This is a genomic window from Candidatus Merdisoma sp. JLR.KK006, assembly GCF_036941035.1.
Classification (GTDB): domain Bacteria; phylum Bacillota; class Clostridia; order Lachnospirales; family Lachnospiraceae; genus Laedolimicola.
This window is the reverse complement of sequence record NZ_JAYMNS010000003.1, coordinates 94,539-120,058: the sequence shown is the minus strand read 5'-3', so window position 1 is coordinate 120,058 and position 25,520 is coordinate 94,539. Positions and strand designations below refer to the sequence as shown.

Below are 25,520 nucleotides of genomic sequence, written 5' to 3'. Positions count from 1 at the left end.
GTTAAAAAAATGTGGGAAGCACCAACGGATTAATTGTCTGAAGGTGCTTCTTTTGCGTCCTGCTGCTTATTATGGATTTCTGTAACAGCTTTTTGGAGATAGATGTTTTTCCAATTTTGTTTAATTGTTTCTTGTTGTAGTTGGAAAATGCGTTTGTTTAAATATTGCTCCATCCACTCTATGAGACAGTGAGGAATAAGGCGTTCTGGGAGCCTTTGGATGATGGAAAATAATGTGTCTTCTAATCTGTCGTGGAAATTATGTAAAAGTTCTTTTATTCGGTTTGGTTTTCTGATTTCTATATTTATGGTGTCCAATCCCCCTTTCTTCCTTATTATAATGAAAATTTTGAGATAATACAATGACTATAATTCAGATTGAAAATCTTGTTCAAGAAATCACCTGATTTTGTGAACTGTGAATTTGATGGGGAATTTACCCCTAAAAGCATGAAAATTTGTTTGCAAAAAGGAATCACCTTTTCTTTAACAATTTGATGTCGAAATGGAGAAATTATGATCACTAATATTGTTTAGTGGTAAATCAGATAGGAAAAGGAGTGATTGTATGGAATATGGTTATGCTAGGGCATCCACTAATTCAGATAAGCAGGATATAGGAAGGCAAAAAAGAGAATTGGTGGCTATTGGAATCAAGGAACATAATATTTTCTGGGAATATGAATCCGGTTCCCATGAGGACAGGGAAAAGCTGATGCAACTTCTTGAAACAGTGAAACAAGGAGATACCATTGCTTGTACGGAAGTTAGCAGACTATCACGCTCTACAAAACAGTTATGTGAGATTTTGGAGTTTGTGGAGAAAAATAAAATAAAGCTGATTGTTGGAACTTTTATTGTAGATTGCAGAAATGATGAAATTGATCCTATGACTATGGGGATGCTGCGAATGATGGCTGTATTTGCACAGATGGAAAGAGACATTACTATACAGCGTATTAAGTCTGGAATGGAAAATGCGAGGGCAAAAGGAAAGCATATCGGAAGGAAGAAAACTACGGAGGATGATATACCGCAATCCTTTTTTCGGTATTATCCTCAGTTTGTAAAGGGCAGTATAAATCTTTCTGAATTTGCTAGACTTTCTGCTCTTAGCAGGAATTCCATATATAAATATTTAAAAATTGTGGAGAAACAATAACTTTATACGGAAATGGAGAAATGCATAGTGTTGAGTAGCTTTAATATTGTGGAAAATTTGCGGAACTTTGGAGAATTACTAACTGAGAGATGGAAAGGAGGTGGAAAGTTGAAATCAAAATAAGTAAATATGGAATTAATATAGAAAGAAAATTTTAAATCATGGAGGAATGAGTATTGAACGAATTATTGGAAAATGAAGCATTTTGTACAGGTGTAGCTGTTGGAGTAAGCCTTTATGAACAAAAAGTTGTTATGGCACATGAGAAAAAGCAATATTTGAAGATTGGAGAGAATTTATATTATGTTCAGGATGGAAAGGAACGGTTGGCACAAGTATTAGAGAAAATATGTAAGTAGGGCAATTAAAAGGAAAGGACATGCATAATGGGAAGAGGTAAGCCGCCAATAGGAGCACAGAAGAAATTGACTATAAAAGCTGTAAGTAATCAGGATAAAAAAGAATTGAGAAAGTTAGCGGATGATTTTGGACTTCTCTATAGGAAAGAGGTACAGGAAATTATTGAGACCTGTAAAAACTATTCAGAAGGACAGCAAAAGATTATGAGAGTGTACACGGCGGTATACTTAAAATAAAAAAATATATGGAGATAAAATTATTATGAGTACATTAATGACAGTAGAGGATACATTTTCATATTTAAATAAGCATTTTGGAGGGATAAGCATAAAGCAGTTAAGTGAATTACCTCCAACAAAAGACGATATTGTATCTACTGGTATTATGGGGCTAGACATTGCTCTTGGTGTAGGCGGAATCAAGAAAGGAAGCATTATTGAAATCTATGGTCCTGAAAGCGGAGGTAAAACAACACTTGCATTGCAGATGTGTAAACAGTATCAGAAGGACAAGCCTGTACTTTACATAGATACAGAGAGGACATTGACAAAAGAAACGATTGAGAGCATGGGAATCAAGGAAAAGAATTTCTATCTTATGCATGTGTGCAACCTGGAACAGGCACTTGAAACATGCAAAACCGTTGGACAGGCAGGTACTTTTAGTGCCATTGTTATTGATTCATTAGCCGGACTTGCACCAAAAGCACAGATAGATGGTGATATAGGAGATTCGCATGTTGGTTTGTTTTCACGAATTATGTCTGATGCATTGTCAGTATTAACCCCGATGCTTGATAATAGCGGATGCACACTTATTGTTATTAATCAGATTCGTGAAAAGGTTGGCGTTATGTTTGGAAACCCAGAGAAAACAACTGGCGGACGGGCATTAAAGTATTATGCTTCTGTACGGATGGATGTGCGCAGGAGTGAATCTATAAAAAATATGGGAGATACGGTTGGCTTTCGTACTAATGTGCTGGTTTCCAAGAATAAATTAGCTACACCGCTTAAAAAAGTTGAGTTTGATATTATGTTTGGTCATGGTATATCTGAAGAAGGGGACATTCTGGATCAGGCAATGGAAAAAGATGTTATTAGTAAAAGCTCATCATGGTATTTGTATGATGGAAATAAAATAGGACAGGGGAGGGAGAATGCTAAAAAGTATTTGAAAGATAATCCGGCAGAATGTAAAAAGATTGTGACTGAATTGAGGAAGGTCAGCAAAATTGCATGATTAATAAAAGTAATATATTAGGAAGAGAGGTATTAACTTATGGGAGTACAAACAAAACGGGCAGAGAAAGCGGTAAGGAGTAGCCGTGATAGTTGGAAGAATTTAATTACTTCAAGGATTGATACTGCTTTAGAGCGTGTCAATAGAGATAATTCAGAGTACATAGAACTATGTCAACAGCAAGAAAAGGATGAAAGGATAGTTGACATGCTGCTTAAAAAGTTGGATAAAGAAGAGCAGGATATTGTACGCCAATATTATGATAAGGAGATTGAAAAGGAGAATTATGAATTGGAGGAAACTTATATGCAAGGTGTAAAGGATGGGATTTGGTTTTTGCTTGGGTTGGGAGTGCTTCGGGTTAAAGATTGGTCGTTGTAATATTATTTTATTAGAGAGAAAGCTGTGTCAGTGATGGCATGGCTTTTCTGTTGTTTTTAGATATATACAATATATTGTGATTCGCAAAAATAAAATACAATATATAGTTGAATGTCAAACTAATTAGTGATAGAATAATAAACCATAAATGTTGAGAAGAATATACGGAGGTTTTATGCATAGTTTTTGGGATTCTGAAAGAGATAAAAAAGAAGAAGAAAAACTGCGAAAGAAAAATTTAAGATTGATTTCAACAGAGGTAGACTCTTTTTTTATTGATAAAATGAAAGAACTGAAGCTTGAAGAAAGAGCTGGACAATGGGAAATGGCACTTGAGATTGTGCAAGGTATGATTGATGACCAACATGTATTAGTGGAAGCAGGCGTAGGAATTGGGAAAACATATGCTTATGTGGTTCCATTATTATTTTATCATAAAAAATATGGAAAACCTATTATCATTGCTACATCGACAATAGCGTTACAAGAACAATTAGCAAATGATATAAAAACCGTGGAGAAGATTCTTAATTATTACCCAGAAGTTCTTATTGCAAAAGGTCAAAGTCATTTTTTGTGTAAAAATCGGTTGGAAGAATATTTTTTTGGTAAAAAGAATACTGAGGAATATGTGTATTATGAGGAAATAGATAAAGGTGGATACGAAAGATCAGATTGGAATTTAGAGATACCTGATAAAATATGGAATAGGATAAATGTATTAACGTTTAATCCGGTTACATGCAGGCAGACATGTCCATATAAAGATAGTTGTTTCTACTATCAGCTACGAATAGAATTGAAAGATACAAATGGATTTATTTTATGCAATCAAGATTTATTAGCTATGAATATGAAAAAACGCAACAGAGGGAGTACGGAAATTTTTGTGTCAGATTATGAGTACATAGTTATAGATGAAGTACATAATTTGGAAAGCAAAATTAGAAATGCATATACCATAGCAGTATCTTACTTAGAATGCAAAAGGGCGATGTGGGATTTAGGTAGAACTAGTAAAAGAATGGGTGGATTATTAGATGATAGGATACAGAATTGTCTTACATTGCTTGATCAAGTTTTTAGTAACTTATTGTTGCAAGTAAAAAAACAGGATAAAAATGCTATAAAAGAAGATAAAGAAATTGAAAAATATTATGTTGATAAAAACATAAGGAAATTGTGTGATTTAGTTGAAATATTAAATGATATTATTGAAACAGCATCATTGGATTTTGGTATGGAGGATACATATAGAAACAGAGGGGAAGATGAAACATTAGAAAAATTGGAAGAACAGTATGAATTTTTTTATTCATTAAGTAAAAATATTAGCAATGATATTTTTTGGATGATGACTAATTCAAAAAACAAAAACGGTATCATTGTCTATAAATGTCCTAAAAATGTTAATGAAATTGCAGAAGAGTTATTATTTTCTAGCAAATGTTTTAAAACTATTATGACATCTGCAACTGTATCAAGTGGAGAAAATAATTATGATTACTTTATAGCGAATACAAACTTGCCACGTAATAAGACAATGGTATGTGATTCAAAAGAGTCGCCATTTGCTTATGACAGTCATGCAATTATATATTATACGGAAAATATACCGCATCCTAGTAATGAAAGGGAGGCATTTATAGAAAAGGGTGTAGATGAGATTATTAATCTTTTAAATATTACAGAAGGCAAGGCGTTGATATTATTTACTGCAAAAAGAGATATGATACAAGTATATGATAAATTACTCGAAAGAGTTCCATATAAGATTTTAATGCAGAAAAATGGTTCGTCGCAAACGGATGTAATTGCAGAATTTAAAGCAGATACAAATTCGGTACTACTTGGAACAGGAGCGTATTGGGAAGGAATAAGTATTGAAGGAAGAACATTGTCAAATTTGATAATTTTTCGATTGCCATTTCCTGTTCCAGAACCTATTATAGATTATAAAAGAAGTGTAAGCAAAGATGGTCTTATGGATGTATCGGTTCCAGAAATGGTTATAAAATTAAAACAAGGTATTGGACGTCTTATTAGAAATAAAAATGATTCTGGGATTGTATCAATAATAGACCCAAGATTAGGGGAAAATAGTAAAGCTCCATATAAACAGCTTACATGGGATGCTCTTCCTATAAAAAATAGGACTAATGATATTGAGAAGATAAAAGAATTTTATTTAAAACTCACTAATGGTATAAATTAGTAATGGTTCGGTAGAAGTGTGTTATAAATTAATTATTCGCTTATTTTTCAAGGATTTTTACAATTTTAAGACAGTCATTTTTTAATTTCTTGGTATAAAAAGTATGGATTTAAAGTGATGTTCGGTAGAGTGGCAAATTTAAAAGCATTTGAGTAATAAATAATCTGCTATTTTCTTATGGGAATATTAAGAAAATGGCGGATTTTATTACATCATAAATCCTAGTAAAATAGTGGGAATTATATTAAATATGAGTAGTTCGGTATGCTTTTCGGGGTGAATACTGGGAAAAGGGGATATTTTTATTTAAATGAGAATGATTATCATTTAGAAGTGTTGGAATTATGGTTATTGCTGAAATGCTAAGAATTTTAAGGGATTATTGATGATTGCTAGGTAAGATGTTTTTGTGTTCGGTAATGTTTATAGAGAGAGCGTATATGAATGTAAGATAATATACACATAGCGATTTCGAAGAAACTGTTCAATATAATCTACAATAATTCAAAAATATTTCCATTATATTGAAAAAATGTATTTGTCCAGTTACAATAATAAGAAAAATATATTAGATAAAAAGAGGTTCACAAAATGAAAATATTAGTAATAGGAAATGGATTTGATCTTGCACATGAACTTCCAACTAAATATCCAGATTTTTTAGAATTTTGTAAACGTGTATTCCCGGTTTATGAGAATACAGAGGGTAGGGGAGTTAATTTATACCAACAGGAATATTTATTTGATTGGGATTTTAATAAAGAGATAAAAGAAAAATTGGAAAGTGTATATAGTAGCAGAAGAAAAAATACTACAAAAGAAAATGTAACACAAATTGAAACATCCAATTCAAAATTAGATGAAATGTATACACTTATTAAAGATAATATTTGGATAGAGTATTTTTTTCAATGTAATATGTATCAAAAAGAAAATTGGATTGATTTTGAGAGTGAAATATCAAAAGTAATTAAAGCACTTAATGAAGATGTGCAGGCTTTCAAATTAGAAAATAATATACAGCGTCTATCTAATATATTTTTAAGTGAAAAATATTGTAATGATCCACAAACTATATTTACATACAAAGGAAAACAATATTATTCTCAAAAACTTACATATAAAATTTTAAGAGATAAGTTATTGGATGATTTAAACCGATTGGTAAGAGCGTTTGAAATATATCTAACGGAATATGTAGAAAAAATTAATATCAGGGTTGTTTCACCAGATATTAAAGAAATAGCAGCAATTACACATGATGTAAATGGTAAAAAAAGTATTTTATTTAGCAAAGTAATAAGTTTCAATTATAGTAATATTTACGAACAACTTTATTTAGACAAGTATAAAATAAGTAATAATGATTTTTTGGATTATATACATGGAAAAGCAGATATTAACAATACAATAGATACAAATAATATGGTATTAGGAATAGATGAATATTTAGGAAAGAAAAAGCGAAATAAGCAAGTCGAGTTTGTTGCTTTCAAGAAATTTTATCAGAGAATACATAAAGGGACAGGATGTACATATAAAAGTTGGATAGATACTATTAAGGGAGAGTTCGTAGATTATCAGACTGAATTAGAAAAAAGTAAAGCAGAAAAGAATATTATGAATTTAAAGGCAATGGCTAATAAAATAAAGAAGCAATATTTGAATAAACATCATTTATATATTTTTGGACATTCCTTAGATGTTACAGATAAAGATATACTAAGGGATTTAATTTTAAATGATAACGTACATACTACCATATTTTATCATGATAAGGATGCAATGGGGCAGCAGATCGCAAATCTTGTTAAAGTGTTCGGACAAGAGGAACTGATTAGAAGGACTGGAGGAAAAGAGAAATTAATTGAGTTTAAACCACAAAAACCTATGATAGAAAGAAAAGAAGAATAAATATTTAGTGTGACCGAACACAACCGAAAATAAGCCGATTTTCGCTTTTAAAACCATAGAAATCTTTGAAAAATACGTATTTTTATAAAGGGACCTTATGAAAGGAATGGTATCTAAAACATGAAAGAAATTATCTGGAGAAGGGCATGAAGTAAATGTGAAAGTTCTTTTTACTGAGGGAGATGAAGCTGGTACTTATTCACCTTTCTGGTGTATTCGAGAAACTCTTGATAAAGAAGAGGTAAATGAATATGTAATAACCAATGATGATTTACAATAGATAAATAAAATGTTATTAAATATAGAAGGACATAATATCATGACAATTTTTATTTGCTTAGATGATAACAATGGTATATTATTTAATCATAGGCGACAAAGCAGAGACGAGGCTGTTTTGAAAGATATGCTGGATATTGCGGAAGGAAAAGTCTGGATGAATACATATTCTTCAAAACTATTTGGTAGGGCTTCTGATAAAGTTATTGTAGAAGATGATTTATTTGGATGTGCTCCAAAGGAAAGCTGTTGTTTTGTAGAAGATATTTCTTTGAAACCACATGAGGATAAGTTGGAGGTTATAATTGTTTATTATTGGAATCGGACATATCCGGCAGATGTATATTTGGATATAGATTTAAATTTGGGCTGGGAAATTACACATACTAAAGAATTTGGAGGAACCTCACATGAAAAAATTACACGAAAGATATACAAGCACAAAAAGCAATAAAACGATTTCCTTATTAATCTTTTTGTTTGCTATTGTATTATCAGTTTCAGCTTGTGGCAACTCTACTACTATAGAACCAGATTCGGAATCGGAAGTTGAGGAGATTCAGGGAATTGAAGAAGAACCAATAGACGTTCCGGAAGAGGAATCACCTACAGAAGAGCAGATAGAAGAAATTCTTTCTATTGATGAAATTGTTACCAGCTTTGAGCCGGAAGCTTCTGTTGATATTCCTGACTATGCTGGTGAACTATATGTCGTAATGAACGATAATATTCCTTTTTTTACTAAAGACAATCTTCCGACAACATCCTTTGAATATTATTCAGAGTTGGATGAATTGGGAAGATGTGGAGTTGCCTGTGCGAATATAGGACAAGATCTCATGCCGACAGAAGAACGTGAAGGTATTGGACAAATAAAGCCTTCGGGATGGCAGACCATAAAATATGATAATGTAGATGGAAAATATTTGTACAATAGATGTCACTTAGTTGGTTATCAATTGTCGGGAGAAAATGCAAATGAAAAGAATTTGATTACGGGAACCCGATATTTGAATGTACAAGGAATGCTTCCGTTTGAGAATATGATAGCTGATTACGTGAAAGAAACAGGTAATCACGTATTATATAGAGTAGCTCCTATTTTTGACGATGATGATCTTTTGGCTTATGGTGTTCTGATGGAAGGCTGGTCTGTGGAAGATGAGGGTGACGGAATCTGCTTTAATGTGTTTGTTTACAATGTACAGCCTGATGTTGTTATAGATTATGCCACCGGCAACAGTCAGATGGATGAACGTGCGTTAGCATTTACAGAGCCGGAACCGACAGAATCGCAAGACAGTAATCCAGATACACAAAATGGGAATGAACCCGGTACGCCGGAGCCTCAAGAATCTGTAGAACAACAGGACCCCACGCCGGCTGGTACAGATTATATATTAAATACAAATACAAAGAAGTTTCATTATCCTACTTGTGGAAGTGTAAAACAAATGGCTGAAAAGAATAAGCAGTTTTATTCCGGAAATAGAGATGATGTGATTGGTATGGGATATGATCCTTGTAAGAAATGCAATCCGTAGATTTGCGAAAAAATTTCACTTGAAAACCATAGACAGATCATTTATAATCAGTGTAGAAGGTAACGGAGATATTGGACGTCCCCATTACCCTAGACGGAAACTAATGCAAAATGATTTACAAGTTACACGAGCTATCCCCTATTTGCGGTAGAGGATAGCTTTTTTCTGTCTATTTACGGTTGCTGTGATTATCTATGTAAGTCAAGGCGGCAAATACCACCAGAAGCAACGTCAAAATTTCTAACGTATTCACAATAATCTCCTTTCCGTTTCCGAAAAGGGCAACCGAGGAACTATCCCCATACTGCTACACTGATTAAAATTAGATTACCATATATGACAGAAAACGACAAGATTTTTATTCGGGATTGGATATTTTTGCAAAGAAGTTTCTGCGTAGATTTCTATACCATTTCAAAACCACCTTGTATACTTTTCCGTCATCCCTCACATACTACTCTTAAAAAAGAGAGGACGTATATCATCATGGATAACCAAGAGAAAGTATACAACTATTTGAAATCTTTTATGGAAGAAAAAGGATATCCACAATCAATCTCTCAAATGTCAAAAGATCTTAATGTTCCAGAGCATGAGGTCAAAGAAGCAATGGATAAGTTGCAAGAATCTGGAAGGATAAAAATTACTACTGTTCCAAAGAAAGTTACAATAGAATTTTGTGATTAAAATTATGGGGTGAGTAATGAAGATAAAGCCAGTCCGGATAGTGGGCTGGCTATATTTAGGGTTAGATGAATTGTTTTATTGAGGAAAAATTATTGTATTATGTTTAGTTTTTTTGCTTTTATTCGTTATTTCCGCTTCTAATGCATGTGTTTTGCGGTAATAGTTATCTAATAAATTTTTGTGTGCACTATTTGCTCCAAAGAACACAAGTATAGAAATTACTATAGTAAGAATCGACAATCCTATATTAAAATACTTATAGGACAAAAAGGTTCCTGGAATTCCAATAAATATACTATTTATAGTTGTTGAACGTAATATTCTTATTCTTGATAGTGTAAAGTTAGCATATGAAGAATTTGAATAATCCTCCCATATCGCTATACTTGTTTGAGCCTGAAATTCAAAATTATCTTTAATATTTTTTCTTCTTTTTTCAAATAATTTATCTGCTATTCTGTCTGTCACAAGTCCTAAAACATAACAAACAATAATAACAACTATACTTGAAAGAATATTTGAAACACAATACTTTATGACTTCTTTAAACGAATCACCCACAATAATAAAAATTGACATAACTATCCAACTTAAAGTTTCCATGCCTATTACAATGTATTCCACATATAATGCTGTAGTTTCCATTCTTATCTCCTAGTTTTATGCATTTTTTATCAAATAATGGATCTTTAATTTATACATCGACATTTTTCATGGAAAATTTATATTTATCTCTTTATATATCATCTAATATTAGGACAACACCCGATTTTCATTCGAAAATGAAAGTCCGATCCTTGCTAATATACTTTCATATAATTATTCTTACGTTAAACATATCAAAATTCACTTCTTATTCACCCAACTTGAAAACCCCATTTCATAGCCATTCAAATAAAAATATAACTGTTAATATGTGAAAAATGTATTGAGGCAATTTTCTACTCCACTATTACCTCTTTTTATTGTGGTCATACTTATTGTGCTCATTTCCATAACTAAAAGAAAAGAACAAACGTTCTGAAAATATATTGACAATATCGAATATATGTTCTATACTTATCAACAGTGAAACATAAAAGACCCATCCTCAAACGGTGCTGGCACACCATCGGACAGGTCTTATACATACAAAACGCAGAATTGCGCTTGAATTTATTATACACTATCTTTGTTTTATTTCAAGCTTTTCTGCAATTATTCCTATTAGTAATTATTGGAAGTAAGTGAAAGTAGATAAAACTTTTTTCATGGGTGGAGAAAAATTCTATGGGAAAGGTGTATTTACTATCTTGTGTTAGAAATTATTAAGTTTTGGAGAATTGAATATCTGAAGGAGGGATGTTTATTAAGTAAGAAGAGTTAGGAACCTAATACTTGTAAGGCTTACAGCTTTTAGTTTTAGTTGGGTGCATTATTTATTTGTGCTAAAAAAGGAGGAATCAGAAATAAAAGCGAAAGAAGTACATAATACAGGCTAAAAGCCAATTATTTTTTACCATTGTATGAATTGATAAGCAATATATAAGCAATGCATAAGTAACAAATAACCATTATAAAAAGCATGGATATGGAGGTGATATATGTGGAAATTGATAAGATTCAGTTAGTGATACTGTCTATTTTAGCAGATTCTGGAGCCGTTGCTCCAGGAATGGGAATGACACTAAAGGAGATTGCAAAAGAATTGAATAATAATTCCGATCATAACTATTCCCAAACAACTGTCAATAGGAAAGTTTGGGCATTACGTGAGGTGGAATATGTTGCAAGCAAATTAAAGGTAAATAAAGCAGATATGTTTTATATTACATCAAAGGGAAAATCAATTAAGGAGGTATTGTTTAATGGAGAACAATAAATTAAAGGAAGATATTAGGTTTTTGGCGATTGGGGCGGCAGGTGCTAACGTGGCACAGATGATGGAGAAAAAGGGATACAAGGCATACTATGTGAATTTGGCACAACAGGATTTGGATTTAGTCAATAGTCCGAACAAGCTACATATTAAAAACGGCGAAGGCGCGTCAAAGAGTCGTGATAAGGCAAAAGAAGTATTGTCAGAATCCATAGATGAAGTTTTGGAGACGCTGGATAATCAGATTACAGAGAAATATGTATTTACGGTATTCTCTCTTGGTGGTGGTACTGGTAGCGGATGTGGACCATTTTTATCATCCGTGATTGCAGAGAATCCAGAAAAGAAAGTTGGACTTATAATAATTTTGCCATCAATGGAGGAATCGCTACAAGCAAGAATAAATGCCTATGAAGCTTTATCGGAGATCATACCACTTAAAAATAGCTTCGGATCAATCTTTATTCTTGACAACAATAAACGAAAAGACAAGTTATCCATTAACCGTAGCTTTTCAGGGCTTTTTGATTCGTTCATCAATATAGGTGATGTTCCAAGCTCTATTCATGGTGTGATTGACATTGCAGAACAGAAAACATTACTTGAAACATCTGGCGTAGCAATGATCCATAAGATGGCACAGAATGAACAGTCTAACTTGCTTGCGACTGTCAATGATGGAATTTATGCAACGATTGAGCCAAATAAGAAGATTAAATATATCGGATTATCACAACCAGAAGCGAAAGAAGATAAAGGAACTATTGAAATAAGTTCTGTGATTGATGTTGTCGGACAGCCTATTGATACCTACATGGGATATGGAAATACAGAAACAGTCTTGTATTTGAGTGGTATGTCATTTCCTAAGACATATATCAATAGTTTGGCTGAATCCATTAAGTCAGAACAAGAAAAAGTGGAAAAGGCTATGGAAGATGATGATATTTCTATGGATGAAGGTATTAATTTTCTTGCCAAAAGGAAAGCAGTTATTGAAGAACCACCTAAAAAGCAAATGTCTTTAAGAGAGCGTTTATTGGCTAGTAAAAATAAGGGTAAGTAAGTCAATAAATATGGATTGTGGGCGGTAAATATGCCGCCTACATCATAAAATATGATTTGATTATGTAACGATTGTGAATTGATAGAGCAACGATTAGGAATATATAAAGTATGGATAAGTTACCAAAATATCATTTATATATAAGTGTAACAGAATGAATAGGTAATTTATAATGCAATTTTGGAGGTAAATATGTCACATAATAACGATTCAGTACGAAAAAAGCTGATTGAGATTACAAATCAAGGATTGCTGCTAAAGACTATTGCCCTAAATATAGGCGTAGATGTAAATGATTTATCCAGATTCAAAGGCGGCATGGACTGTTTAAAGCAATCAGATGTAGAAATATTATCTGAATACCTGAATGAAGTGCATATTCCACAGTGGAATACAGTCATAAAAGAACCTAAAAAGGAAGAAAAAGTGTCCAGTCTCGATATTTTGAGTGAGTTTTTATAAAAGTTTATGTAAGGGATATCAGAAAAAGTAGAAGTAATCAACGGGTGGGATTTCTCATCTCACCCAACAAATAAAAACAAGGAGGATTCATATGTTATCTATATTGCAAGCTTTATTAAAATTCGTACTGAGATTAGGCGTAATATTCGGTTTAGCCTTTATGATAACATGTACGGTATTTGTGATTTATTGCATCATTCATGGTGACATTAAGATTAATGTAATCAGGAATGAGATTGAAAAAGAAAAAATGAAAAAGCAGCTATAAAAATGTAGAAATATATAGTGGATAGCTTAGAATTTTAGCTTTCCACTGATATAACAAAATAAATATTACAAAGAAAAAGGAGAATGTTAGTAATGAGAGGTACAATTAAATGGTTCAATGTACAAAAAGGGTACGGATTCATCACGGATTCAGAGGGAAGAGACCTATTTGTGTATTATTCAAATTTAGTTATGGATGGATTCAAAGCTTTATATGAAGATGATATTGTCAATTTTGAGTTGGGATCTGGTAAGGATGGTAGAGAACAGGCAATAAACATCAAGCCGATAATTACAACGAAAATGGTTGAAGATTCATTAAGAGCAGAAAATTTATATATTCAGATTATGAAAGATGGTTATGGAGTGACAAAATATCTTGTAGTTGATGAGGATGGTATGATTCAGACGGATGAACAGGGAATGGATTTTCTGAATCTGGCTGCATTTGCTGGCTATGATATTGAAGGATTGTAAGCATAAATAAAATAACTGAGAGATTTCTTTTCTACATAGAGAAGTAATCATATAGATGGAAGTCCTAATAGGATAAGCCCCTATCGCATCAAAATATTAATAATTGAGGGCTGGCGGAAGGCTGGCTCTTAATAGTAAAGATATATGGAGGGATGAGTTATTACGAGCGAAAAACTAACACAAGATAGGATATGTCATATCCTAAAAACACAGCTTTATTATATGGCAGATAATGAAAATCTGGATGTATATGAGCCCTTACAGTTAAAATGGGTATTTCCAATCAATAGTATACAAGGGATATTATCGGTATTGAAAAATGCTATTTTTCTTTTAGGCTATGCCCAGAACAATAATTGTAACGAAACAACTATTGATAAGATTATTGAAAATGATATTCGTCCTGTGGTTAAAGAATTAAAGGATGAATTTGATTTTTTCATTGCTGGTACAATAATGGCTATGTGCAGTTCTGTAGATGATTTTTCTAGTCCCAGTGAACTGATGGGCTTGGTTAAAGAGATAACAGGAAAGTTTATTTGTTTATTAGAAGCAGCAGTTGAATATGTTAATTCCGAAAATAATAATGGAACAAATAACAATGAGTTGGAATGGGAAATTGATACAAGCACACTTGTAATTGGAATGGTAATAAAGAATTACAGGGAATTATGTGTAATTTTGAATGAAGAAGCAAAAACAGGTAAAGCCAAACAGCTACAATTAAAAAATTGGAAAAGATATTTTGATTGGGAGAAGGACGGACAAAAATTTATTATTGTAGATATATATGATACGCCCTTACCAAAAGAAGATTTGCGGAGAAAAGGGAATAATTCAATTTATAAGAATTATATTGAACTTATCCTATTACAATATCTGTCAAAACAGGAAGGATATAGAAAAACTTTTACAAAAAGAAACTGGTTAGAATTGCTTGGGATGATTAACAGTAAATATGGAAAAGAACCGAAAATGAAATTAAAACAGCTTGATTATTGTATAAATGACCAGGAAATTACGCTGTTTTATATTCGTTCAAATAAGAAATTGGAACGTGTGTTGCATGATGCCTTGAGCAATCTGCAAAGAGAAAAATTAATTATTGTGGAATATGAAACAGTAATTGTATTTGTAGATGAGAAAGGCAGAGAACATCGTTTTATTGCAAATGATTATCAGAAAAAGAAAATATTACAAACAGAAAGATATGTATTAAAAAATGTCATGCAATATAAAAATATGTTTTATGTCTATATCAAGAATAAATCCAATGAATATTATAACAAAGTTAATGAGAAGCTTAATGAGTTATATGGGTGGAAATATTACTATAAGCAAATAAAAATTATATACGATCAGCCCAATATTATTGAAGCAATACCTTCTAAGGAAGTTATGTTACAGAAAGAAATTTTGAATAGTAAAATAATTGATTTTCTCAATGATAATGCAAAAAACGTATATGAAAAGAAGGAAAAAGAATATGAAGATGCATTGGATGAATATCTGAATGATTGGATAGGTGATAAGGAATATTTGAGGAATCGAATTAAAGTTCCTAATACATGGAAATATCCAAAGGCATACATAGAAGCACAGAGAATATTAACTGATGAACTGATCCGTATAGGACACAGTAATATTGTTTTTATGCCTGATAAATTATTAACAGTGGCAGAGGAAAGTAATGAATTTTTGGCATGGATGGCATAAGAATAAAAATTGTCACTTTAAAAGGGTTATATATAAATAAACCCTATATGGGACTTATAAAGTGACAACTTTTTTGAAGGTATAAAAATTTCACCAGAAAAAGGAACCATTTAGACACTCCAATATATATACATACCCTATTGTTAGACTATTTAAATGGTTCCTTTTTATAGAAAATAAAAAATTGGACATATTCATCTACTATATATAAAAACCCTATAGTAGATATAAATGTCCAACTTTTGAAAAAGCCAGTAAATACGCTGATTATATGGCCTACGGCGTTGCCCATCCAACGGCTTGCGCCGTTGTCTGCCTTGAAATAAAAAAATGTATATGTATTTATGATTGGTTCGCAGGATTTATATCTGATTTGGCTGGATGATTAGTAATTTTGGTGATTATCAAGTTAAATTTCCCTGATTAAAAGCATTTCACAACAACATATATGATTTTTTTATTTTCACGGCAAGGTATGTGAGCGACAGCGAACATACCGTCAGGCAACGCCGTAGGCTATACATTAATACTGAAGGAGATTAATAATAAATGGGATTTGAATTTAAGGAGGAATTGAAACAGCTATTACCTGATTATCTGGAATTATTAGAAGAACAAGGAAAAGTAGAAAGTAGAGGAGAAGGATATTATGTCTGTCCTTTTTGTAACTCAGGTGACAAAAAGAATTATACGGCAGCATTTCATATAGACGGTACAAGATATAACTGTTTCGCCTGTTCTAAGCATGGAGATATATTTGATCTTGTAGCACATATGGAGAATTTGCCATCCGACTGGAAGAAACATTATAACCGTACACTCAAGATCATGCGTCCCTGTTTGGATGGTGATAAACCTACGAAAAGCAGAGAAGAATATATTCCTGAATTCACCATACCTGTGGATTATACAGAATATCTATATAAATGTCATAAGAATGTGGGACAGACAGATTATTTCAGCAAGCGTGGATTGAGTAAGAAAACTATTGAAAGATTCAAATTGGGATACGATTCAGAAAAGAATCTTGTAACAATTCCATATAATCCTAACTGTAAGGGTTATGTCGATCGGGTTTTGTGGGATGGTAATAGCAAATATTATAAGCATGGTAATGAATTATTTAATATAGAGGTATTGTATGAGAAAAGTTTATTTGGTAATGAAGAGTATGTATTTATTACGGAAGGTCAGATTGACGCTATGTCTTTTGAAGAAATAGGTTTAAGTGCTATTGGACTTGGTGGTGTAAATGAAGTTTCTAAGCTGGTACAGAATTTAAATGAGAAACCATCTAATAAAGTGCTGGTATTAGCACTTGATAATGATAAAGCTGGAAGACGTGCAATAGGTAAATTTATTGAAGAACTTGCGGAGACTGAGTTGGAACAGGACTTTATTGTTGATAGTGGCATGTATAAGAAATATAAAGATGCTAATGAATTTTTGATTGCTGATAGAGATGGATTTATAGAAAGAATGAAGAGAATAGCTGATTGACATTGTAAAAGGAGAAAAGAATACAAATGACCAGAGAAATAATTATACAAAATATTATGACCAATTACGGCAAATACGGAATCACACCAGATATGATAAATGAAGTTATAGATGCGGGATTAGAAGGTGGAATGTCCTATGATTTGATTTATCTGGATACTTGCAGAAGGATTTCTGAAATAACGGGCGAAGAGTTTTTGTGTTCTTCTTCAGATATGGCGAGGGCTATGGGTGTTAGTGAGGATGAAATGACACGAATGATTGAGGAAGCCAGAGAGGAATTGATTGAAGCTGGTGAAGATCCGGATGAATATTTTAAGGAAGTTCAGAGCACAAGGTTTATGATGTAGAAGAAAGATAATATATGGTCTGTCAGTCAGACGGGTAAAGAGAACTACAAGGGTATTCCTTATCTCTGCCATTAATTTTTTCAATGAAATTGCTCTTTCAATAGTTGGGTGATTATGCTTCATATTTAGTTCTGATTGTATAGTGTGTAAAGGATTTTTGGGGTGATTTGGGACTTTTGAGGTGTGAATGGGGAATTGGTAGGGTGAGAGGATTTAGGGGAAATTTGAGAGAATATTTGTTCTTTGACAATTGAATATTGATGGTTGAGAGTATATAATATTCTTATCATAAAAGATGGGAGATATTATATGGATAAGCGTTATCAAGTGTTTGTTAGTTCCACATTTACAGATTTGAAAGAAGAAAGAAAAGCAATTATCGAAGGATTGTTAAATGCCAAATATATACCGTCAGGAATGGAAATGTTTTCTGCTTCTAATGATGAGCAATTTAAGTATATTAAGAAGATTATAGATACTTGTGATTATTATGTGTTGATTGTTGGTGCAAGATATGGTTCGATTAATCCAAGTACAGGCAAGAGTTTTACAGAGCAAGAATATGATTATGCAGTTGAAAAGGGTATTCCTGTTTTAGCATTTCTTCATGATGATCCATATAACTTGCCAGTAGAAAAAAGAGACGATGAAAACCGTGAATTGCTAGAAAACTTTAGAGATAAAGCATCAGATGGCAGGATGTGTAAGATGTGGCATACATCGTCAGAACTAATATCATCAGTTATAATTAGTTTAGTTGAAGAAGTTGCTAATAATCCACAAATGGGATGGACAAGGGGGAGCATAGAGGATAGTGTTGAGCTTTTAACGCAGATTAACGAATTGAGAATTAAATTAGATGAAAAAGAAAAACAGATACATTCATTACAAAAGGCTTTAAAAGAATATACCGATATGCCGGATGATTTGGCATGTGGAAGAGATTACTATAAAATTGTAGGAATGAAAGAGGTATATAACGGGACTGATGGGTATGGCCATAAAAAATATAAAGACGAAAAAAGAGTAAAAGAAATGACTTGGGATGCAATATTTTCAGCTTTTGCACCATATTTGTTTTCATATGTGAATTATGAAAGTTTTTCAAGTGCATTAAAAAAAGGTATTAATTCAGTTATTGATAATGAATCATTTTTTGGAAGTATCAATGAGGATTGTATACAAACGATAAAGATTCAGCTAAATGCACTTGGATTGATAGAGGTGGCTCCAAAGAAATCAACAGGAATGGGAGTTATTGAATTCATTAAACTTACAGAAAAAGGGAAAACATATTTACTCAAATTAAAATCAGTTAAAAAGGGTTAGAGCAATGATATCAGCTATCAATAATAAAATGGTGGCTGGTATTTTTTTACCCTTGACAAACGAACATGCATTCGATATAATCGCAATATAGAACATAAGTTCGAAAAGTTACAACGATCTTTTGTATTAGCAGCACGATAGTTAAAAAAACTGGAACTATAAACACACAGATTCAAAAACTCATTAGATTAAAAATTGCATAGAAGCCATACAGATTAGGAAGTATAGGTAAGCATATAAGCTTGGAGCAATAGAAGTGGTTTGCTCTAAGTTTTATTTTGCCATGGAATTTTTATATTTTATGATATTTTGCGGAAATTTCATAAAAGTTGGGAAATGAATGGAGAAGTAAAAAGGGAAAATAAAATAATAATTTTTTTCAATTCCTTAGAAAAATTGAAAAAATTTTATTATTTATACAGTGTAAGAAAAAAAGGAGAAATATGAAGTGGAAACAAAAAAGAAAAAAAGGAGACAAACATTATGAATAATTTGAAAGCAAACAGAGTTATTGCACTTAAACAGGTAGGAGTTAATAGGAAGGAGGTTGAAGAGTATCGTAAATCAAGTAGAGAGTATTTTGTGCAGTATAGAGGTAGAGAGTGCAAAGCAATAACACAAGAAATGTTATTAAAAGTAAACATTCTTGCGAACATACGTAGAAATATGGGAGTAGAAATTGCTGGCGTACTTTTTGAAGACAATTTCAATGTAACCTTTATTTTTTACGTTAACGATGATCCGAAAGATGCCTTTTATGAAAAGAACTGTTTTAGAAGTACATCTGATTTTGAAAAAGAAATGGACAGACAGATTGCACCTAATTTTATACCAGATGTGGATGAACAGAAACATATGATTTACAAGTGTGGGAATGAATTAGAAATTTATTCAGTTAATGAATAAGTGGGAGAAGAGAAATATTACGGTAAATAATGATAGAAATTTCTATCTATATGGAAGATGAAAAAGAGAAGTAGATTGTAGTGAGTGGATTTTAAATTGCCACTATAAAAATGGAGGATGGAAGTTACATGGAAAAAAGGAATCAAGTTTACAGTTTAGAAGAACTTATGGAACAAATGGGTAAAAAGAAGCTTTGTTTTGATTATCCGATTCAAAGAGAATCCGGACAGTGGGATAAACAACAAAAGGCATTGCTTATTGATACAGTACTTAATGGGTATTTTATTCCAGATATTTATATCATGAAAGAGGGAACCGAAGATTTTTCCCCTATGTCTGTTTTAGATGGAAAACAACGGCTTACAACTTTATATGAATTTTCAAAGGATGGTTTTGTGCTTCCGCAAGACATGGATGATGTAATTATAACTGATATTTCCTTTGATGATGAAAAAAATCCGGTCAAGGAAGAGAGAGCATATTCAGTATGTGGGAAAAAGTTTTCAAGTTTAGATCCTGAAGTGCAGAAAGTCTTTAATAAGTTTAGAGTGTCCGTTTCGCTATTAGCAGGATTTTCAGATGAACAGATTGAAGATCAGTTTTATCGTCTAAATAATGGATGTACTTTTACAAAATCACAAAAAGCGAATGTTCTGCTTGGCACTGAACTTGCAGGAAAAATAAAGGAATTGGAGCAGTGCGATTTTTTTGTAAACAGAGCGGTATTTGGTAATCTTCAAAGAAAGCGTGGGGAGGTTACAAATTGTATTTTGCAGTCTATGATGCTGATTTCTGGTTTTGAGTATAAGAGTTTTTCACCGAATGAAACATTACGGTTTGCGGAGCAATTAAATGAAAACCACGATTATGAATTAATAGATAGGACAAAAGATTTATTTGATGAATTATTATGTGTCCTTCCGCCATATGACAAGGAACTGGACAAAAACTGCTTAAAAAAGATACATATTCCTATCTTAATTAAAAATCTGGATACTGTCCGTAAAATGAATATAACAGTTACAAATGATGAATATGAGGCATTTTTATTAGACTGGTTTACGGCGGGAATGGTATGTAGCAATTACATTGATTTTTGTGGACATGGTTCTACAGCAAAGGTAAAAGTTGAAGGAAGAATACAGGCAATGGAAGAGTCATTGAATGATTTTTTAGAGAACTTGCACAGGGGGTGTGAATGATGGGAACTGATAAACAGTTTAGAATATTCCGGCTGACAGAACTTAAACCTCATCCAAGGAATACGGCAATCTATGGAAAAAAAGAAGATGATAAAACATTTTCAGAATTAGTGAGCCTGATAAAAGAGCATGGATTGAGAACAAAGATCATTGTCAATGAGGATGGATTGATAATTTCAGGACATAGAAGATTTAAGGCATTACAAGAACTTGGCTATGTTGAAATCGAGTGCGAAGTTCGCCATTATGATAATGAGATGGAAGAACTTAGGGATTTGGTTATCTGTAATTCAGGCCGCAGACAGAAAACAAGGGTTCAGCAGCTTAGGGAGGGCGAAGCTATTTATGAAGTTGAATCTTGGAAAGCAAATCAAAGAAGTGAGCTGAATTTAGTGCAAAATGCCGATAGGGAACAAAGTTCCCACTCGAATAATGAGGAAAAGGGACGCACAAGAGATATTGTTGCCAAAATCATAAGTTGGGGATCAGGTGCTAAAAGTTCTGGAAAAGATTATAGCCTTGGAAGGTCTGCTTTAAAGGAAGCTGACCGTTTGCGAGAAGAAGGTAATGAGGATTTAGCAGATATTATTATCACACAGATTAACAAGCGTGGAGCGCATGCTGCATATGAGTTGGCTTTCAAGGTGGATATTGAGAAACTGAATGATATAACAATGGCAGGATTAAGGTCAGGTCAGATTAGCGGAAGGTCAAATTCTTTGCCTTTAAAACCAGAATTTAATAAAAACCAAAAAGAGAAGGGAAGAGCAGAGAAAGAAAAAACAGGAAAGCCAGTTAGTGCAGGTGTAGAGAATAAGCATAAAGAAACTACAATGGAAAGCATTGAAGAAGAGACTGTAAGGGAATATATTGCAAAAAGTCGTGGCGAGATTAAAATTGTTATCCCCGAAAAAGAAAAAGGTTATGTTTCGAAGACATATGAGGCGGCAATGACCGAATTTCGTAGAAAAACCGCACAGTGCATGACACATCAAAGGGAAATCCAGAAGATGGATGCAGAAGAAAAAATAAGGCTTAACCGGATTATGACAAAATTTATTGAGGACTTTGAAAAGGATAGAAATTATATTACGGGAGGAATGTAAAATGTTGGAAAAGTTTAAAAAGAATGTTTTTGTTGACAATGAGAAAAAGATGGAGGACTTAATTATTTTGTATGATATGGGATATGATACAGGAAGATATTCCCATATCAGGATACAGCTTGGATTGGTGGATGCAAGGACAGTAAAGAGTGCGACAGAGGAAGAAGAAGGGGGTTATCAAAGGCTTTTAAAATTCAGGCGGGTTATTGATATCACTGGTGATTTCCATTGGTCTAGGCTGAATCCGATTACTATATGTATCAGAGCAGATGGGGACAGGTATAATGTTGATGGCCAAGCAAGAGTATCGAGTGTCATAACATTGTATAAAAAAGGTGAAATATCTACACCAATGATACCATGCTTAATCTTAACAAATACAACATTAGAGGATGAGGCGATGTTGTTTGGCACACAGGACGACGGGAAAACTCCATTAAGAGAATACCAGAAAGCCAAGAGCAAATACATAGGAAAAGATAAAAAAATTTGTGCATTAGCAGATACGTTAAGTGATTGTGGGATCAGGCTTTTTACGGATATTCAGGCATATAAAACTATCCGTGAGATTTATGATAATACAGATTTGGAAGTTTTTAAAAGATTCTGTAAGGTTATAAGTTCTGCATGGTTGAACGGTACAAAAGCACAGAAAAAGAATGCGACCTGTGGTGATATTTTGACAGGGTTGTCAATATTTTATTCAAAATATGCGAATGAAATTGATGATAGGAACCTAACAAAAAAGTTGTCTGAAAAAACACCGGATGCAGTTCGAGAACTTTTTAATAATTATAAAAATGAATTAGATCCGGACAGAAAATACTTAAAGACTTTTACGGTACTTTATAATAAGGGGAAACGTAAAGATAGAATTGATTATATGTAGACAATAAAAGTGCAAGCCATTTCGGAGAATAGAAAGCAATAAATCTATTTCCGATCTGGCTTATCTTATCTGAAGTAGCGTATGGATTTATTGAAATTGTGTGGTTGGATTTGATTTTAAATGGAGAAGTAATAAAATAAGCGATTAATTTGTTGTTATTGTGGATAGACTTTTAGAATTGTGGAGGGAACTGATTATTGAGGAATTCAAATAGGAGTAAAAATGTATTATTGGTAAATAAGGTCGAAGCAGAAAAGCTATTTCAAATTTATATGAGAGTACAATCTGGCGAAAAAACTGCTTTGAATGAGTTATTTAAAACAATAGATAGTAAGCAAATAAGTAGAGTGGATGAAATAAATAAAGAATACCGAATGTCTCATATGGATAATGTACTTGATTCGGAATTAGTTTTAGATAATGAAAAAAATAAGCAAGAAGAAAATTGGATAGATTCAGTAAATTCAAATGTGACTTTCCAGTTTCCATGTTTGAACAAGCTACTTTACAAAAAGAAGAAAATGTTCTTATCTAGGGCAAAAAATACAGGTTATGAGAATGGTAAGAAGATAAAGAATAGTGGTCATAGCAAGTATTATGAGGGTGAATATGATATTTCTGATTTTAATGAGCTAATGTATGAGATAATAATTGAAATCTTTAATGAAAAAACAGATGAAAATAATTGCTTAACATTAGATGGTAAGAAGAATGAGAAATATCCGATATGTGATGGCGTGTCTTTGTTAAAGAATATATCCTATTTTACTTCAAGAAAAATAAATAAAAGAGCGAAGAATAGTTATTTGGACATATTTGATACGGAATCTTGGAGTGAAGAGACAGATGAAGAAAATCCGTGGGCTACACATTCCCGTTTCGATGAATATGTGGTAAAAAAGTTTTTTGAATCTAAAAGCAGACCGTCACGGCTGGCAATATATGCGGAATATCTGGAATGGTTGGAGAAATATGATGTACATAAACTCTTTAAGACAAATGCTTGTGATATCAATGCAATTATTGAAACGATAATGAATTGTGAAGATACTTTTATCAAAGACATGTCAGGTGATAAGGAAACCGGCTTAGGCATGCGTTTTATAAAACAGGAAATGTTACAAGAAATAATCAAATCCAGGTATGATATGAACATTGAACAGGAAAATATATCAAAAGATTTGGAAATTATAGAAAATCGTTTGTTAGATCATTTATTGTACTCATTAAATTATAAGATTGATAAGGCCTGGGAAAGCGAAGGGGTTTATGAAAAGGAATCTGAGCGGTTTTTGTATGAACTGGAAAGAAAAAAATATATCAAAATATTTAGTAGAATAGGTTATGAGATATATGATAAAAGTGTTGAATTTATCAATAGTGATGTCAATAGTGATGATTATGACAGTTATTTCAGAATAGTAAATAAGTATGAGGATATGGTTACTGATATTGTTTCCTTAGAAAAAGGAAAAAAGAAGTATGATATGATCAATTTAATACTTGAAAATGATGATTTAGTGGATGATGAAAGCGAAACACTGCTTAATATAGCAAAAACAATAGTAGCATATTATCAAAATAAAGAAGAGGAATATAAAACAAATGAATTAGACGATTATAAACTAGGTAAACTTATTGATTGGGAGAAAGGTTACTGGGAAGCTGAATTACAAAGTGAGCTTTTGAATATTAAATTGTGGTCAAATAAAAATGTGAAAAAGCCAATTCAACACAGCATAAATAAAGAAAGATTAATGGTTTATTGTGGATATATGAATTTTTACTTTTGCAATGTAGACAATAAAGTGTGTTATAGAGTACCTAAAGACAGACGTATTATTAGTAGAGCAAATAAAAATCATGAAATTTTTATGTATAATGTTGGCTGAAAGGTGCACTTACTTACATAATCTAATATATATAAGTAGAGAGACGAGAAAGAATATATGATTATTGAATTTTTCTATTTAATATCAATGAAAAAGGTGCATTTACTTATATAAGCTAGTATATATAAGTAGAGGGACAAGAAAGCAAGATATAGTTCTTTAAGGTGATGTTAATAACTGCATATGCAATTAACATAAATTCATCCATATATGATTGCCCTTTGTGGGTATGGCTGGTATGGGGTCATAGCTATATCAGCCCTTCGTGCTTCCACAAGGCACACAATAACAACATAAAATCCTGCACATACCACATATGCAGGTCATCCAGTGACAGGAATCCACAGCCTGTTGCTGGATGTTAGTATGATATTTTTTTATTGATAACTACACAAACAAATAGATAAATGAGGAAAGGGGTGTTTAAATTGGAGTTAAGAGAAAAGGTCAAATCTTTTTTGAACGATACTGGGGCTACAGTTACATCTTTTTGCAAAAAGATAGAAATTAGTCCTACCTATTATTATAAATGGATAAATAATAACGTGGAATTTTCAGACCAACTCATCAACCGTATCAATAATTTCCTAAATGAAGTTTATGCAAAGTAAGCGTATTAGTAAATCATATGTAAAGCAACCCGTTAACTCAGCAAATCTTTGAAATTCAAAGAAAATCTTATAATCTTAAATTCAAAGCGGCCTAATAATTCGGGCT

At 32.4% G+C, this 25,520-nt stretch carries 24 protein-coding genes and 1 pseudogene; 23 read left to right on the top strand and 2 right to left on the bottom strand.

Annotation, left to right across the window (positions count from 1 at the left end):
- Positions 1–29: 29 nt before the first annotated feature.
- Complete coding sequence (locus VSQ61_RS03730; RefSeq protein WP_334343094.1) at positions 30–317, bottom strand: hypothetical protein; 288 nt, start codon at positions 315–317, stop codon at positions 30–32.
- Positions 318–567: 250 nt separating this feature from the next.
- Between VSQ61_RS03730 and VSQ61_RS03725 the strand changes: the two genes are divergently transcribed.
- The 10 genes from VSQ61_RS03725 (at position 568) to VSQ61_RS03680 (ending at position 9,783) form a co-directional block, all read left to right on the top strand.
- Entirely contained in the window at positions 568–1,161 is a 594-nt protein-coding gene (locus tag VSQ61_RS03725) for a recombinase family protein (RefSeq protein WP_334343093.1), read from the top strand.
- Between the two features lie 176 nt (positions 1,162–1,337).
- The gene (locus VSQ61_RS03720) at positions 1,338–1,520 is read left to right on the top strand and encodes a hypothetical protein (protein WP_334343092.1); all 183 of its coding nucleotides are present in this window, start codon (positions 1,338–1,340) and stop codon (positions 1,518–1,520) included.
- Between the two features lie 27 nt (positions 1,521–1,547).
- Positions 1,548–1,757 (top strand): hypothetical protein, encoded by a 210-nt coding sequence (locus tag VSQ61_RS03715; RefSeq protein WP_334343091.1) that lies wholly within the window; start codon positions 1,548–1,550, stop codon positions 1,755–1,757.
- 25 nt (positions 1,758–1,782) lie between these two features.
- On the top strand, positions 1,783–2,763 hold the full coding sequence (gene recA / locus VSQ61_RS03710; protein WP_334343090.1) for a recombinase RecA: 981 nt from the start codon (positions 1,783–1,785) through the stop codon (positions 2,761–2,763).
- Positions 2,764–2,802: 39 nt separating this feature from the next.
- Positions 2,803–3,144, top strand: a complete 342-nt coding sequence (locus VSQ61_RS03705; RefSeq protein WP_334343089.1) for a DUF6809 family protein — start codon at positions 2,803–2,805, stop codon at positions 3,142–3,144.
- Between the two features lie 175 nt (positions 3,145–3,319).
- Positions 3,320–5,359, top strand: coding sequence for an ATP-dependent DNA helicase (locus tag VSQ61_RS03700; RefSeq protein ID WP_334343087.1), 2,040 nt, complete (start codon positions 3,320–3,322; stop codon positions 5,357–5,359).
- A gap of 591 nt (positions 5,360–5,950) precedes the next feature.
- Positions 5,951–7,273 carry an AbiH family protein gene (locus tag VSQ61_RS03695; RefSeq protein ID WP_334343086.1) on the top strand — a complete coding sequence of 441 codons (1,323 nt, stop codon included), beginning with the start codon at positions 5,951–5,953 and terminating at the stop codon, positions 7,271–7,273.
- A 319-nt stretch (positions 7,274–7,592) separates the two neighbouring features.
- The gene (locus VSQ61_RS03690) at positions 7,593–8,006 is read left to right on the top strand and encodes a ribonuclease Z (protein WP_334343085.1); all 414 of its coding nucleotides are present in this window, start codon (positions 7,593–7,595) and stop codon (positions 8,004–8,006) included.
- Entirely contained in the window at positions 7,963–9,096 is a 1,134-nt protein-coding gene (locus VSQ61_RS03685) for a DNA/RNA non-specific endonuclease (RefSeq protein ID WP_334343084.1), read from the top strand. Before VSQ61_RS03690 ends, VSQ61_RS03685 begins: the two co-directional genes overlap by 44 nt.
- A gap of 486 nt (positions 9,097–9,582) precedes the next feature.
- The gene (locus tag VSQ61_RS03680; RefSeq protein ID WP_334343083.1) at positions 9,583–9,783 is read left to right on the top strand and encodes a LexA family protein; all 201 of its coding nucleotides are present in this window, start codon (positions 9,583–9,585) and stop codon (positions 9,781–9,783) included.
- A 75-nt stretch (positions 9,784–9,858) separates the two neighbouring features.
- On the opposite strand, the gene VSQ61_RS03675 is transcribed toward VSQ61_RS03680, so the two are convergent.
- Positions 9,859–10,428 carry a hypothetical protein gene (locus VSQ61_RS03675; protein ID WP_334343082.1) on the bottom strand — a complete coding sequence of 190 codons (570 nt, stop codon included), beginning with the start codon at positions 10,426–10,428 and terminating at the stop codon, positions 9,859–9,861.
- A gap of 940 nt (positions 10,429–11,368) precedes the next feature.
- On the opposite strand from VSQ61_RS03675, the gene VSQ61_RS03670 reads away from it, so the two are divergent.
- From VSQ61_RS03670 to VSQ61_RS03610, 13 genes and pseudogenes are all read left to right on the top strand, one after another.
- Positions 11,369–11,644, top strand: coding sequence for a hypothetical protein (locus VSQ61_RS03670; protein WP_334343081.1), 276 nt, complete (start codon positions 11,369–11,371; stop codon positions 11,642–11,644).
- Positions 11,631–12,707, top strand: a complete 1,077-nt coding sequence (locus VSQ61_RS03665; protein ID WP_334343080.1) for an FtsZ/tubulin family protein — start codon at positions 11,631–11,633, stop codon at positions 12,705–12,707. The genes VSQ61_RS03670 and VSQ61_RS03665 overlap by 14 nt, the downstream gene beginning before the upstream one ends.
- A 192-nt stretch (positions 12,708–12,899) precedes the next feature.
- Positions 12,900–13,169: a hypothetical protein gene (locus tag VSQ61_RS03660; protein ID WP_334343079.1), complete on the top strand. Its 270-nt coding sequence runs from the start codon at positions 12,900–12,902 to the stop codon at positions 13,167–13,169.
- Positions 13,170–13,529: 360 nt separating this feature from the next.
- A pseudogene (locus VSQ61_RS03655) lies at positions 13,530–13,718 on the top strand (cold-shock protein); the annotation flags it as partial.
- A 417-nt stretch (positions 13,719–14,135) separates the two neighbouring features.
- Entirely contained in the window at positions 14,136–15,629 is a 1,494-nt protein-coding gene (locus VSQ61_RS03650) for a hypothetical protein (RefSeq protein ID WP_334343078.1), read from the top strand.
- Positions 15,630–16,178: 549 nt separating this feature from the next.
- Entirely contained in the window at positions 16,179–17,129 is a 951-nt protein-coding gene (locus VSQ61_RS03645; RefSeq protein ID WP_334343077.1) for a toprim domain-containing protein, read from the top strand.
- A 26-nt stretch (positions 17,130–17,155) separates the two neighbouring features.
- Entirely contained in the window at positions 17,156–17,479 is a 324-nt protein-coding gene (locus tag VSQ61_RS03640) for a hypothetical protein (RefSeq protein ID WP_334343076.1), read from the top strand.
- Positions 17,480–17,788: 309 nt separating this feature from the next.
- Complete coding sequence (locus tag VSQ61_RS03635; protein WP_334343075.1) at positions 17,789–18,808, top strand: DUF4062 domain-containing protein; 1,020 nt, start codon at positions 17,789–17,791, stop codon at positions 18,806–18,808.
- 483 nt (positions 18,809–19,291) lie between these two features.
- Complete coding sequence (locus VSQ61_RS03630; RefSeq protein ID WP_334343074.1) at positions 19,292–19,714, top strand: hypothetical protein; 423 nt, start codon at positions 19,292–19,294, stop codon at positions 19,712–19,714.
- A 128-nt stretch (positions 19,715–19,842) separates the two neighbouring features.
- Positions 19,843–20,916 (top strand): DUF262 domain-containing protein, encoded by a 1,074-nt coding sequence (locus VSQ61_RS03625; RefSeq protein ID WP_334343072.1) that lies wholly within the window; start codon positions 19,843–19,845, stop codon positions 20,914–20,916.
- Positions 20,913–22,022: a ParB N-terminal domain-containing protein gene (locus VSQ61_RS03620; RefSeq protein ID WP_334343071.1), complete on the top strand. Its 1,110-nt coding sequence runs from the start codon at positions 20,913–20,915 to the stop codon at positions 22,020–22,022. The genes VSQ61_RS03625 and VSQ61_RS03620 overlap by 4 nt, the downstream gene beginning before the upstream one ends.
- Before the next feature lies 1 nt (position 22,023).
- Positions 22,024–22,911 carry a DUF6551 family protein gene (locus VSQ61_RS03615; RefSeq protein ID WP_334343070.1) on the top strand — a complete coding sequence of 296 codons (888 nt, stop codon included), beginning with the start codon at positions 22,024–22,026 and terminating at the stop codon, positions 22,909–22,911.
- A 197-nt stretch (positions 22,912–23,108) separates the two neighbouring features.
- Positions 23,109–24,803: a hypothetical protein gene (locus VSQ61_RS03610; protein ID WP_334343069.1), complete on the top strand. Its 1,695-nt coding sequence runs from the start codon at positions 23,109–23,111 to the stop codon at positions 24,801–24,803.
- Positions 24,804–25,520 lie beyond the last annotated feature (717 nt).

Excerpts from the sequence above, each read along its gene's own strand:
- VSQ61_RS03725 (WP_334343093.1), top strand. The coding sequence starts at position 568 with ATGGAATATGGTTATGCTAGGGCATCCACTAATTCAGATAAGCAGGAT.
- VSQ61_RS03715 (WP_334343091.1), top strand. The coding sequence starts at position 1,548 with ATGGGAAGAGGTAAGCCGCCAATAGGAGCACAGAAGAAATTGACTATA.
- recA (WP_334343090.1), top strand. The coding sequence starts at position 1,783 with ATGAGTACATTAATGACAGTAGAGGATACATTTTCATATTTAAATAAG.
- VSQ61_RS03705 (WP_334343089.1), top strand. The coding sequence starts at position 2,803 with ATGGGAGTACAAACAAAACGGGCAGAGAAAGCGGTAAGGAGTAGCCGT.
- VSQ61_RS03700 (WP_334343087.1), top strand. The coding sequence starts at position 3,320 with ATGCATAGTTTTTGGGATTCTGAAAGAGATAAAAAAGAAGAAGAAAAA.
- VSQ61_RS03695 (WP_334343086.1), top strand. The coding sequence starts at position 5,951 with ATGAAAATATTAGTAATAGGAAATGGATTTGATCTTGCACATGAACTT.
- VSQ61_RS03690 (WP_334343085.1), top strand. The coding sequence starts at position 7,593 with ATGACAATTTTTATTTGCTTAGATGATAACAATGGTATATTATTTAAT.
- VSQ61_RS03685 (WP_334343084.1), top strand. The coding sequence starts at position 7,963 with ATGAAAAAATTACACGAAAGATATACAAGCACAAAAAGCAATAAAACG.
- VSQ61_RS03680 (WP_334343083.1), top strand. The coding sequence starts at position 9,583 with ATGGATAACCAAGAGAAAGTATACAACTATTTGAAATCTTTTATGGAA.
- VSQ61_RS03675 (WP_334343082.1), bottom strand. The coding sequence starts at position 10,428 with ATGGAAACTACAGCATTATATGTGGAATACATTGTAATAGGCATGGAA.
- VSQ61_RS03665 (WP_334343080.1), top strand. The coding sequence starts at position 11,631 with ATGGAGAACAATAAATTAAAGGAAGATATTAGGTTTTTGGCGATTGGG.
- VSQ61_RS03660 (WP_334343079.1), top strand. The coding sequence starts at position 12,900 with ATGTCACATAATAACGATTCAGTACGAAAAAAGCTGATTGAGATTACA.
- VSQ61_RS03650 (WP_334343078.1), top strand. The coding sequence starts at position 14,136 with ATGGCAGATAATGAAAATCTGGATGTATATGAGCCCTTACAGTTAAAA.
- VSQ61_RS03645 (WP_334343077.1), top strand. The coding sequence starts at position 16,179 with ATGGGATTTGAATTTAAGGAGGAATTGAAACAGCTATTACCTGATTAT.
- VSQ61_RS03640 (WP_334343076.1), top strand. The coding sequence starts at position 17,156 with ATGACCAGAGAAATAATTATACAAAATATTATGACCAATTACGGCAAA.
- VSQ61_RS03635 (WP_334343075.1), top strand. The coding sequence starts at position 17,789 with ATGGATAAGCGTTATCAAGTGTTTGTTAGTTCCACATTTACAGATTTG.
- VSQ61_RS03630 (WP_334343074.1), top strand. The coding sequence starts at position 19,292 with ATGAATAATTTGAAAGCAAACAGAGTTATTGCACTTAAACAGGTAGGA.
- VSQ61_RS03625 (WP_334343072.1), top strand. The coding sequence starts at position 19,843 with ATGGAAAAAAGGAATCAAGTTTACAGTTTAGAAGAACTTATGGAACAA.
- VSQ61_RS03620 (WP_334343071.1), top strand. The coding sequence starts at position 20,913 with ATGATGGGAACTGATAAACAGTTTAGAATATTCCGGCTGACAGAACTT.
- VSQ61_RS03615 (WP_334343070.1), top strand. The coding sequence starts at position 22,024 with ATGTTGGAAAAGTTTAAAAAGAATGTTTTTGTTGACAATGAGAAAAAG.